The organism is Pseudomonas sp. UBA5666, from assembly GCF_002420785.1.
Taxonomy (GTDB): domain Bacteria; phylum Pseudomonadota; class Gammaproteobacteria; order Pseudomonadales; family Pseudomonadaceae; genus Aquipseudomonas; species Aquipseudomonas fulva.
On record NZ_DIIQ01000032.1, the window covers coordinates 1 to 11984 of the forward strand.

General features: G+C 58.2%; 10 protein-coding genes and 1 pseudogene. 9 read left to right on the forward strand and 2 right to left on the reverse strand.

All coding sequences use genetic code 11. The features are described 5' to 3' along the window. Positions 1-1137, reverse strand: a pseudogene (locus B2Y33_RS14500) (IS4-like element ISPa1635 family transposase); the annotation flags it as partial. A 267-nt stretch (positions 1138-1404) separates the two neighbouring features. Here B2Y33_RS14500 and B2Y33_RS14505 point away from each other — a divergent pair. From B2Y33_RS14505 to B2Y33_RS14530, 6 genes are all read left to right on the forward strand, one after another. Then, positions 1405-1704 carry a ribbon-helix-helix domain-containing protein gene (locus B2Y33_RS14505; protein WP_009681898.1) on the forward strand — a complete coding sequence of 100 codons (300 nt, stop codon included), beginning with the start codon at positions 1405-1407 and terminating at the stop codon, positions 1702-1704. A 242-nt stretch (positions 1705-1946) separates the two neighbouring features. Next, complete coding sequence (locus B2Y33_RS14510) at positions 1947-2336, forward strand: hypothetical protein (protein ID WP_009681897.1); 390 nt, start codon at positions 1947-1949, stop codon at positions 2334-2336. 24 nt (positions 2337-2360) lie between these two features. Further along, positions 2361-3212, forward strand: coding sequence for an alpha/beta fold hydrolase (locus B2Y33_RS14515; protein ID WP_033690130.1), 852 nt, complete (start codon positions 2361-2363; stop codon positions 3210-3212). Between the two features lie 169 nt (positions 3213-3381). Then, the gene (locus B2Y33_RS14520; protein ID WP_009681895.1) at positions 3382-4041 is read left to right on the forward strand and encodes a hypothetical protein; all 660 of its coding nucleotides are present in this window, start codon (positions 3382-3384) and stop codon (positions 4039-4041) included. Positions 4042-4091: 50 nt separating this feature from the next. Further along, positions 4092-4508, forward strand: a complete 417-nt coding sequence (locus tag B2Y33_RS14525; RefSeq protein ID WP_009681894.1) for a HAMP domain-containing protein — start codon at positions 4092-4094, stop codon at positions 4506-4508. A 54-nt stretch (positions 4509-4562) separates the two neighbouring features. After that, complete coding sequence (locus tag B2Y33_RS14530) at positions 4563-5174, forward strand: methyl-accepting chemotaxis protein (RefSeq protein ID WP_236183104.1); 612 nt, start codon at positions 4563-4565, stop codon at positions 5172-5174. A 13-nt stretch (positions 5175-5187) separates the two neighbouring features. Here B2Y33_RS14530 and B2Y33_RS14535 read toward each other — a convergent pair whose 3' ends face one another. Beyond that, a complete protein-coding gene (locus B2Y33_RS14535) occupies positions 5188-5703 on the reverse strand; it encodes an Lrp/AsnC family transcriptional regulator (RefSeq protein WP_009681892.1) in 516 nt (171 codons plus the stop codon). Positions 5704-5827: 124 nt separating this feature from the next. Here B2Y33_RS14535 and mdeB point away from each other — a divergent pair, with 124 nt between their 5' ends. The 3 genes from mdeB (at position 5828) to lpdA (ending at position 11723) form a co-directional block, all read left to right on the forward strand. After that, positions 5828-8518 (forward strand): alpha-ketoglutarate dehydrogenase, encoded by a 2691-nt coding sequence (gene mdeB / locus B2Y33_RS14540; RefSeq protein ID WP_047150276.1) that lies wholly within the window; start codon positions 5828-5830, stop codon positions 8516-8518. Positions 8519-8604: 86 nt separating this feature from the next. Beyond that, positions 8605-9918, forward strand: a complete 1314-nt coding sequence (gene aceF / locus B2Y33_RS14545) for a dihydrolipoyllysine-residue acetyltransferase (RefSeq protein ID WP_009681890.1) — start codon at positions 8605-8607, stop codon at positions 9916-9918. Between the two features lie 11 nt (positions 9919-9929). Beyond that, positions 9930-11723, forward strand: a complete 1794-nt coding sequence (gene lpdA, locus B2Y33_RS14550; RefSeq protein ID WP_009681889.1) for a dihydrolipoyl dehydrogenase — start codon at positions 9930-9932, stop codon at positions 11721-11723. Positions 11724-11984: the final 261 nt, after the last annotated feature.

Below are 11984 nucleotides of genomic sequence, written 5' to 3' on the forward strand. Positions count from 1 at the left end.
CACAGTGCCGCACCAGCAGCTCGACCAGGGTATTTTTGAGCCGTGACACGCCTTGGGTGAAGTTGACTTTCCATCGCAGCTTGCGACCTTTGTGGCGCTGTTCGATGACCGGCTGTAGCAGGTGCTGCATCAACAGCGCCAGGTTCTTCAACAGTTGAGCGGCATGAAAGTCCTGCTTTACAGCGGTCACGCTGCGGCCGCTGAAGTTGTCCAGCGTCAGGGTTTGTTTGAGGCGACGGAAATCGGTTTCGATGCCCCAGCGGCGGTGGTAAAGCTCGGCAAGCACCTCAGCGGGAAAGGCTTCTCGATCCAGCAGCGAGGTCAGCAATACCTCGCTTTCGCCGTTGGCCAACTCGACCCGGATTAGTCTCAGCTCGATCTGGCTGGCAGGATCAACGCCAGCCTCGGAGCAGAACAGACATGCTTCAGGATGGTTGGCCACGAAAAGCTCTGTTCAACTTGGTCAGAGTGTAGAAACGCTTTGACCTGGGCGTTATAGCCACAGGGCAGGCGCATCAGAAAGTGCCGCTGTTGCTGCGCGAACAGCGCGAATAACCAGTGCCCAGGGTAACCACGGTCAAACAGCGTCAGGCTGTCAGCCGGCAGGTGCTCAAGGTGCAGATGGGCACAGTCGCGCTCGCCGACGGTCAGGGGCACGATCAGGCTATGCAAGGTTTGACCGTCAGCGACTTCGTAGAGTGTGGACAAGCGAGCCATGGGAAAGCCAGAGTGACTGCCAAAGAAGGTCGCCATGGTCGACTCCAGGGGTAAATGCACGGTCGAGCCATCCACCGCGAGCACCCTCAGCCCACGCCACTTCTGACGCAGCCCGAAGCAGTCAATTTGTTGCTGCAGGAGGCGATTGAGACTTTCAAATACCTCGGGGTTGAGCTTTTTGCGCGCTTTGCAGAAGGCCTGCGCAGTGACCATTTGCGTCTCAGTCGACGCCTGATTGAGTACGCGATAGAACTGATCGAGTTCGGTTTGCAGGGCCGTGCGTGGCTGATTGAGCAGGAACAGGACGAGGTTCTTGAAGGTGAGCTGGCGTCGGAGGGTAAAGTCTTGAGGATTCTGGCGGTGGGCGGCGATGAAGGCGGGACAATCGAGCGGACTGGTTGTTTTTTGTACAATTTTCAAGTCAGGGTTTGGCTGGGGGTGTCAAGCGATGCGGTATAGGTAGTCAAAAGGGCTTCTCCCATGCACTGATTTGAGCGCTAATCATATGATATTATGGATAATTTCCAAAGTTGATGACATTGGGCAGCGGTCATTGCCTGGATTTCGAAATGAGTCTGTTGGGCAGAGGCAATACTGCAACCCTGGCTGGAGCGCCACGTGTAGTATTGGCCTATTACCCTTTTTGCCTGAAGAGGGAAATAATCCTTTTACCGGGAGGGCCTCAAAATGTGCGAGCTGTATATCAAAGCCGATCCAATACTGTACGAATCTCGGTCACGCTCGTTGCGTATACACGGCGTGATCACGACTCTGCGACTGGAAAACCAGTTTTGGGACATCCTCACAGAGATGTCCGCCGTGGAAGGCCTGACCACCAACCAGTTGATCACCAATCTCTATGAGGAGATCACCAAAGCGCGCGATGAGGCGATGAACTTCTCCTCATTCCTACGGGTTTGTTGCACTCGATACCTGGCTCAACAGCGCAGTGCCGCACCTCTTAAGCTGGTAAACCGCAGCGCCTGATTTTAAGCGATCGATACAGGAGCTGCGATCTATCTGTTGGTGCCGGCGACAAATTGACACAGTTGCTGACATGTCATTGACCCAGTCTGTTCTTCTTCGCGAATCATTGCCTTTGCTGGATTTGTGCTAACTTGGAGGTGGGTGAGTCTTGCATCAGCACACGGGTCAATTCGGCATTGGCGTCAACAGTTCGATGACCGATGACTGATTTTTCGAAAAAAGTACAAAAAGAGGAGAAAGTCATGGATACACACGTACAATCTTGGGCCCAAAAATTTCGCGAGCATTCTGATTCTGATGCCACGATCCAATCAATGGGTAAGTACTTCACGTGTACGTACATGCTCGACATGGAAACTGCAAAAGTCATCGTTGATATGCGCGATGGCAAGGTCAACGACATTAATGTCAACCCCGCCCCCCTCGATAGCTACCAATTCGCCTTTCGGGCAAGTGCCGCCACGTGGAAAAAATTTGGCATGGAGACGCCACCGCCAATGTTCCATGGTATCTGGGCGGCTTCGTTCCGGGAGGATTTGAAGATGGAAGGCGATCTGCTTGTGCTAATGCAGAACCTTCGCAACATCACCATTCAAATTGAATTGCTTCGTAAAACCGGCGTACCGGTTTAATCAGAATCTCGTCGGAGAAGAAACATGTCTCGAATTTCACCGGTAACAGGACATTATGTAACCCTCGAGGTGGACGGTTGCGAATACAAGGTGTTTTACAACCAAAATGGCAGCGGCCAACCTTTAATCTGCCAGCACACTGCTGGATGCCACAATCATCAATGGCGAGATCTGCTCGAAGACGATGATATTACGAAGGACTATCTGGTTATCGCCTACGATCTTCCGCGTCACGGGAAATCAGATCCACCTCTTAATAAGGAGTGGTGGAAAGAGGAGTACCGTCTCACGGCCGACCACTACGTAAACTTCATCGTTGCCCTCTGCGACGCGCTCGAATTGGAGAATCCGATCTTCATGGGTTCTTCATTCGGAGGCAATGTCGCTCTGCAGCTCGCTCTACGTCACCCGGACAGATTCAAGGCGGTGATACCGGTCGAAGCTGCTGCGTATGCGCCAGGATTCTACCTTGACTGGTGGCATCACCCCCATGCCAATGCCTCACAAGTTTGCGCAAGCGGAGTCTGGGATTTGATGGCGCCAATGTCGTCAGACAAGGACCGTTGGCTAACATGGCATTACTACAGTCAGGGCGCGGAAGCGTTCAAAGGTGATCTCTACTTCTACTCAGTCGATCATGATTTGCGGGACAAGCTTGGACAGATCGATGGCGAGAAGTGTCCAGTAGTGATGATGACCGGGACCTATGACTATCTGACTCCTCCTTCCGCGACCAAAGAAACGGCCGACCAGATCAAGGGTGGGTCATTCATTGAGATGGAGGACATCGGACATTTCCCTATGAGTGAAAACTACCCAGTGTTTAAAAAATACCTGGTAGAGGCTCTGCAACGTATCGATACCCAATTAACCTGACGTACCCACTGGTGACTCTGCCGCACCATCTCCAATTGGAGATGGTGCAGCTTTTCACAAAATATCTAGTTACAGGCTATCGGAACAAAGTCGGATTCCGCGTCATCGACTAGGCGTTGCCGCCACAGCGTTCTATGCCTTCAACGTGCTCGAAGTGCGAGCTGAGAAGATGAACGACGTCGCATCCGTCGAGTCACTGATGCTGCAAGCGCAGGTAGCGGTAAAGGCGTTTGGCCTGGAGTTGGCTGAAGACGAGGCTAACACGGTTGTCGGCCTAACCGATGAGCTCGTCTCGTTGCTGGAGAGGTCCCAGGTGGAGTCCGGGTCGGGCGACTCCGTGGAGGCGGCAAAAATCTATCTCGCCCAGTTCAAGCGGTACGCTCAAGCCCAGCGTGATGCTCGCGAAGCTCGCCTGCGCATGCAGCAGTTGGCCCAGGTGCTTGGCGAGCGGTTCACCGTGGTGATGCTGGATCAGCTCGACGCGGTCAACCTCCTGGCCTCGCAGGCGCAGCCGGCTGATTCGGTGCGTATGCTGCAGCTTGAACAAGCCTCCACGCTGCGTGACAAGCTGGCAAACCTGCGTGACAGCGAACTCTATTTCACTCTCGACGGCAGCACAGATGTGCGCAACGCCTGGGAGGCGAGAGTTATTGAACTGCGCTCGTACATGGAAAACTTGGAGCTGCGGCTTGAGGGTTCAGAGCGGGAGTCGTTGACCCAGGCGAGTACGGCGCTGGCGGAATACAGCGCCGCATTCAACGGTTATGCCGCAAGTCGTGATCAAGCCAGCGATAGCCAAGACGCGAGAATGACGCTGCTGACAGGGTAAGCGCACTGCTTGGCGCGGCCCACATCGCGCAGGTGCAGGCTTCGCAGTCGATGAGCCAGCGGGTATCCCGGCTGCTTGGGGGGATTGTGCTGTTGGCGCTTGGCTTTGGCATCGGTGCCGGTCTGCTGATTCGCCACTTGATCCTGCAGCCGCTGCGTCAGGCCGGTGAGCTTACCCGGTTCGTGGCATCTGGCGATCTCAGCGCACAGATCGATGCGGCCAGACGACGTGATGAGCTGGGGCATCTGCTCGGCAGCGTCGGCGTCATGCTCGACAGTCTGCGTGGGCTGATCGGCCGGATTGGCCAGGGTGTCGGGCAGTTGAACCAGGCCACCAGCGGCCTGGTTCAGGTGACTGAGCGTACTCGTGAGGGAGTCGACTTGCAGCACGAGGAGACTGAATTAGCGGCCACCGCCATGCAACAGATGGCCGCCACCGCGCAGGATGTCGCGCGCAATGCCAGTTAGACCCGCGATGCAGTCGAGCAGGCCAATAGGCAGGCGGGTAAAGGCAAAGAGTTGGTGCGTCAGGCGACGACCAAGATCGGTCACCTGGCACAGGAAATGAGCGGCTGTTCCGAGGCAATGGGCTCGCTGCTTAACGAGAGTGCGGCGATCGGCAAGGTTCTCGATGTGATCAATACCCTGGCCGGGCAAACCAATCTGCTGGCCCTGAATGCGGCGATTGAAGCAGCACGGGCGGGCGAAAACGGTCGGGGTTTCGCTGTCGTGGCGGACGAGGTGCGCCACCTGGCGCGGCGGACACAAGCTTCCACTGATGATATTGCCACTAGCATCAAGCAGCTGCGTACGGTGGCCGAGCAAACAGCCAGCCGCTTGCGAGGGAGCCACACGCTGACCGGCGAGAGTGTGGTGCTTGCCGAGCAGGCGTCACAGGCTTTGCAGGAAATCGCCGCGGCAGTCTCGACAGTCGAGCAGATGAGTCAGCAGATCGCTGCGGCGGCCGAACAGCAGAGTGCGGTGGCCGAACAGGTTGGCGAAAGCATGGAGCGAGTACGGGCGGTCGCTGAGCAAAGCACCGCGGCGAACGGCTTGCTGGAAACGTCAGTGCGCGGGTTGGAGCAGGTGGGCGACGCCCTCAACGCGGCGGTTGGAGGTTTTCGCACCACCTGAAGTGGGGGGGGGGTTATTTATGCCGAAGTTTGCCGGTGCCTGTTTTAGTCGAGTCTGTGCGGGGAAGTGGTAGTGCCGTTTTGTATTTGACCTGTTTGAGCGCGAAACTCGAGCGAATATTTGCGACGCCCGGGATCTTGGAAAGTTGATTAACAATAAATCGTTCGAGTGCCTGTACATCGGGTACCACAACCCGGATCAGGTAATCAGCGTCGCCGGTCATTAGATAGCACTCCATGACTTCCGGGTAGTTTTGTATCGCCTCTTCAAAAGTCTCTAATGCGCGTTCTACCTGGCGCTCCAGCGTAATTTGGATAAATACACTGACGCTCAGACCTAGTTCATAAGGGTCAAGCAGGGTTACGTAACGACTGATCAAACCCGATTCTTCTAATGCCCTCACTCTTGTCAGGCAGGGCGAGGGCGATAGATGCACGCGGGATGCGAGTTCGACGTTGGTGAGTCGAGCGTTGGCCTGCAGTTCTTCGAGGATGCGCAGGTCTATTGAGTCGAGTTGTGCTTGCGGCATGTTACGCCTCATTTGTGTTGATTGGCAGCATTATATGCCGAAAATTGGTAGTAATGAAGATTAGTACGGCGGCATGTTCTGTCGGTTTACCTCTAAGCTAACAGTAACAAGAGCGGAGGCAGATATGGGTGTGCTAAACGAAAATTCGATAACTGGGTCAGTGGCGTCTATGGATATTGACCGAGATGAAACACGGGAATGGCTGGAGTCGTTAGAGGCCGTCGTGCGCGATGGTGGTTCCGAGCGTGGCCAGTTTCTGCTTAAACAATTAGAGCAACACGCAAGAGCACTTGGCATCACCTCGCATGTGCACCCGTACTCGGCTTATCGGAACACAATTTCGATTGAAAAGCAGGGGCCCTATCCAGGCGACCTTGCTGTCGAGGAACGGATTACTTCCATCATTCGCTGGAATGCACTGGCCATGGTAGTGCGCGCCAATCAGGCTTACGGGGATTTGGGTGGGCACATTGCGAGTTATGCATCTGCCGCCGAAATCTTCGAGGTCGGTTTTAACCATTTCTTTCGTGCCAGTGATGAAAAGCACGGCGGCGATCTGGTGTTTTACCAGCCGCATTCGGCACCTGGCGTTTACGCCCGGGCGTTCCTCGAGGGACGTCTGTCGGAGGAGCAACTGGCCAATTACCGCCAGGAAGTGAGCGGCAATGGCCTGAGTTCTTATCCACACCCGTGGTTGATGCCCGATTTCTGGCAGTTCCCCACCGGCTCGATGGGTATTGGCCCGATCAGTGCCATCTACCAGGCGCGTTATATGCGTTACCTCGAGCATCGCAATCTGGCCGAAACCGCCGACCGCCATGTGTGGGGGGTGTTTGGTGACGGCGAAATGGATGAGCCGGAGTCCATTGCCGGCCTCACCCTCGCCGCACGGGAAAAGCTCGATAACCTCACCTTTATCGTCAACTGCAACTTGCAGCGTCTGGATGGCCCGGTGCGTGGCAACGGCCAGGTCATTCAAGAGCTCGAAGCGCTGTTTACCGGCGCCGGCTGGAATGTGGTCAAGGTCATCTGGGGCTCGGACTGGGATCCGTTGTTTGCGCGGGACAGCAGTAATGCCCTGTTGCAACGCTTTGCCCAGACCGTCGATGGTCAATATCAGACCCTCGGCTCCAAGGACGGCGCCTATAACCTGCTGCACTTCTTCCAGCAGGATCCGGAAATCCAGGCGTTGGTCTCGCATATGTCCGATGCCGATATCGATGCGCTCAAGCGCGGCGGTCACGACTTCCGCAAGCTGTATGCCGCGTTCGCTGCAGCCAAGGCGCACAAGGGGCGTCCGACCGTGATCCTGGCAAAAACCAAGAAGGGGTACGGCATGGGCGGTGCCGGCGAGTCGCGCATGACCTCGCACCAGGCCAAGAAGCTGGATATCGATGCACTCAAGGCATTTCGTGATCGCTTCGCGCTGCCACTGTCGGACGACGACGTCGCGCAACTGCGCTTCTATCGTCCGACTGAGGACAGTCAGGAAATACGTTACTTGCAAGAGCGCAGAACGGCGCTGGGCGGCTATATGCCGGCGCGGCAGAAGGGCAAAGAGCACGTCGCCGTGCCGGCCCTGGCCGACTACGCACGCTTTGCCTTCGAAGCCGACGGCAAAGAAATGTCCACCACCATGGCCGTGGTACGGATGCTCGGTGGTTTGCTTAAAGACAAGGAACTGGGTCCCCGCGTGGTGCCTATCGTCGCCGACGAGGCACGCACCTTCGGCATGGCCAACCTGTTCCGCCAGATCGGTATCTACTCGCCGCTGGGGCAACTGTACGAGCCGGAAGATGCCGGCTCGATGCTGTATTACCGTGAAGCCAAGGATGGTCAGTTGCTGGAGGAGGGCATTACCGAAGCCGGTGCGCTGTCTTCCTGGGTAGCGGCTGCGACCTCCTACAGTGCCCACGGCAAACCGATGCTGCCGTTCTACATCTATTACTCGATGTTTGGTTTCCAGCGAGTCGGCGACCTGATCTGGGCAGCGGCCGACCAACGTGCCCGCGGCTTCTTGCTGGGCGCTACCGCCGGGCGTACCACCTTGGGTGGCGAAGGGCTGCAGCACCAGGACGGCAGCAGTCATGTTATGGCCGCCACCGTGCCCAATTGCCGCGCCTACGATCCGGCGTTCGCCGGCGAGCTGGCGGTGATTGTCGATCACGGCATGCGCCAGATGATGGAGCGTGATGTCGACGAGTTCTACTACATCACCGTGATGAATGAGAACTACGCTCAACCGTCGCTGCCGACCGGCGTCGAGGATCACATCATTCGCGGCATGTACCGTTATGCCGCGACCGATGCGCCGTCGCCGCGTGGCGCGGTGCGGTTGCTGGGAAGCGGCACCATCCTGCGCGAAGTGATCGCCGCGTCCGAGCTGCTGGCTGCCGACTGGCAGGTGTCGAGCGAGGTGTGGAGCGTCACCAGTTTCAGCGAGCTGGCGCGCGAGGCGCGTGATGTGGAGCGCCACAATCGTCTGAATCCTGCTGAGCCGGAACAGGTCAGCCACCTGTGCGCCTCCCTCGCAGGCACCGCGCCGGTGATTGCTGCCACCGACTACGTTCGTGCCTGGCCGCAACTGATCGCCAGCTACGTCGATGCGCGTTTCATAGTCCTGGGCACCGACGGCTTTGGCCGCAGTGATACCCGCACCGCCTTACGCAGTTTCTTTGAAGTGGATCGTCACCAGGTGGTTCTCGCCGCCCTGGACGGTCTGGTGCGTGACGGCACGCTGCCGCGTCAGGTGTTGGCTGACGCCATTGGGCGCTACGGCCTGGATGGTAGCCGACCGGCGCCGTGGGCGCGCTAACGGGTTGTCTCTTCGTTCGCGCTCGATGAGCGTTCCATCCGCTCCCTGTAGGGGGAGCGGATCCACTTTCTTGGCGACGGTTAGTCATGAGTGAAATCAGAGAAATTCAAGTGCCGGATATCGGCGACTTCAAGGACCTTCCGGTGATCGAGGTATTGGTCAAACCGGGCGATACAGTGGCGTTCGACGACCCTTTGCTGACTCTGGAATCGGACAAGGCATCGATGGATGTGCCGAGCCCTGTGGCCGGCACCGTGGTGTCGGTCAGCCTCAAGGTAGGTGATCGGGTTTCCAAAGGCAGTGCCATGCTCAGGTTGCAGATGGCCGCCGATGAAACGCCTGCCGCTGCGGCGCCAGTGAATACCCCAGCAGTGGCGGATGCACCGGTGAGTGCAGCGCCGGCCCCCGTGGCCGCCAGTCCGGCTGCACCGGTGCCGGTGGCAGCTGTTGCGCCAGCGGTGAGTACGCCAGGTCTGAAACCCCATGCCAGCCCTTCGGTTCGCAGCTACGCGCGCAAGCTGGGTGTAGACGTAACCAAGGTGGTGGCTACTGGCAAAGGCGGGAGAATGCTTCGCGAGGATGTCGAACGCTTCGTCAAAGATGCCCTGGTTCGCCTGGACAGCCCCGTGCCTGGCTCGGGCAACTCAGGTGCCGGGCTCAATCTGCTGCCGTGGCCGGACGTCGATTTTGCCAAATTCGGTACCATCGAGAAGGTCGCGCTGTCGCGGATCAAGAAGATCTCGGGTGCCAACCTCGCGCGCAACTGGGTGATGATTCCCCACGTTACTAACAACGAAGAAGCGGATATCACCGAGCTGGAAGCGTTCCGCGTGCAACTGAATAAGGAAGGCGGCAAAGACGCGATCAAGTACACCATGTTAGCGTTTCTGATCAAGGCAGCGGTGGCCACGCTGAAAGCCTTCCCGCAGTTCAACAGTTCGTTGGGCAACGAAGACGGCGAGCCAATCCTAGTGTTGAAGCAGTACTACCACATCGGTTTTGCCGCCGACACGCCGAACGGGCTGGTGGTGCCGGTGATTCGCGATGCCGATCAGAAAGGCATCGGCCAGATCGCCAGCGAATGTGGCGAGCTGGCGAAAAAAGCCCGCGACGGCAAGCTGGGTCCCGCCGAGATGACCGGCGGCACCTTTACCGTTTCCAGCCTGGGCGGCATTGGCGGTACCGGCTTCAACCCCATCATCAACGCGCCAGAAGTGGCGATCCTCGGCGTTACCCGTGCGCAAATGAAACCGGTGTGGGATGGCAGTGGGTTCGCCCCGCGCCTGATTCTGCCCATGGCCCTGTCCTGGGATCACCGCGTGGTCGATGGCGCTGCTGCGGCCCGTTTCCTTCAGCACCTGGCTGCTCTGTTGGTTGATTTCCGTCGAATTACGCTGTAAGGGGCTAGCTCATGAGTCAGGTTTTTGAAGTGAAGATGCCCGGTATCGGCGATGCCGCGGCCATGCCGGTGATCGAGGTGCTGGTCAAGGTAGGCGATGTGGTGAACGTCGACGACCCGATCTGCGTACTGGAGTCCGATAAGGCTACGATGGATGTGCCGTCTTCTGCCGCTGGCGTGGTCAAGGAAGTGCTGGCCAGCGTCGGCGATAAAGTGGCCGAAGGCGCTGTGCTGTTGAAGCTGGAGTCGGAGGCGGCTGTTGCGCCGTCTGCGTCCGCTCCCGTGCCCGCTGTTGCAGCCTCGGCGCCTGCTGTCGTGCCCACAGCGGCTGCTAGCCATGCCGGCAGCTCTGATCTCGAATGCGACGTGCTGGTTCTGGGCGGAGGCCCTGGCGGCTACTCCGCCGCCTTTCGCTCCGCCGATCTGGGCCAGAAAACCATAATCGTGGAGCGTTATGCTTCCCTTGGCGGCGTATGCCTGAACGTGGGCTGCATTCCGTCCAAGGCCTTGCTGCATATCGCCAATGTGATGGAAGAGGTGCCCCATCTGGCAGCTCTGGGTATCGAGTTCGGTGCCGGCGCAGTCGATGTCGGTAAGCTGCGCGCGCACAAGGAATCGGTGGTCAACAAGCTGACCACCGGGCTCGCTGGAATGGCCAAGGGCCGCAAGGTCGATGTGGTGCGTGGCTTTGGGCGTTTTCTCGATCCCCACCGTATTGAAGTGGCCGTTTCCTCGGGCTCCGGCCAGGAGCAAACCGGCGAGAAGAAGGTCATCCGCTTCAAACAGTGCGTGATCGCCGCCGGCAGCCAGGCGGTAAAACTGCCCTTTATGCCGAATGATCCACGCATCGTCGACTCCACCGGGGCGTTGGAACTGCGTACCGTGCCCAAACGCATGCTGGTGGTGGGCGGCGGGATTATCGGCCTGGAGATGGCGACTGTTTATTCGGCGCTTGGCGCCCGTATCGACGTGGTCGAAATGCTCGACGGCTTGATGCAAGGGCCTGACCGCGACCTGGTGAAAGTCTGGGAAAAATACAACAGCCACCGTTTCGATAATGTGATGGTGAAAACCCGCACGGTAAAAGCCGAGGCCAGCGAGCAGGGCATTTGGGTGAGCTTCGAGGGTGAAAAGGCCCCCGCTGAGCCGCAATGCTATGACTTGGTCTTGGTGGCGGTGGGGCGCAAACCCAATGGCAACCAGATCGATGCCGACAAGGCTGGTATCACCGTGGGTGAGCGCGGCTTTATCGCCGTGGACAAGCAGATGCGCACCAACGTGCCGCATATCTTCGCCATCGGCGATATCGTTGGCCAGCCCATGCTCGCCCACAAGGCGGTGCACGAGGGGCACGTCGCTGCCGAAGTGGCAGCAGGCGAGGCGCTGAGCAATGCCGAGCTGGCGCGTAGCACCTTTGACGCATTGCAAATTCCTGGCGTCGCCTACACCAACCCCGAGGTGGCGTGGGCTGGTCTTACTCAGCAGGAAGCCAAGGACAAGGGCATCAAGGTCGAGGCCGCGGTATTCCCCTGGGCCGCTTCAGGCCGGGCGATTGCCAATGGTCGCGATGAGGGCTTCACCAAGCTGTTGTTCGATGCCGAGACCCATCGGCTGGTCGGTGGCGGCATCGTCGGCACCGGCGCGGGCGACCTGATCAGTGAAGTGTGCCTGGCCATCGAAATGGGCGCCGACGCCGTGGATATCGGCAAGACCATCCACCCCCATCCAACACTAGGTGAGACCGTGGGCATGGCGGCGGAAGTCGCCCATGGTAGTTGTACCGACCTGCCAGAGGCACGTCGCTGAGACGCGGAGGAGATGACAATGAACAGCTGAAATTAGGCAATCACGGCTGACTTGAGTCAATGGGTGGGCCGAGAGGAGCTGCGCTCCGACTGCCTGTCCGAATGAGCGTGGAACAGGTGTCCGGATCAGCGTGGGCTGAGTGTCCGAATGGCGTGGAATCCGCAGTACGTAATAGCCACATGTTACCCACCAGATTTTCATGCTGTCATCCTGAGCGCATAACAACACCACAGGAAAACCTCAGGCACACGATTGGTGCCA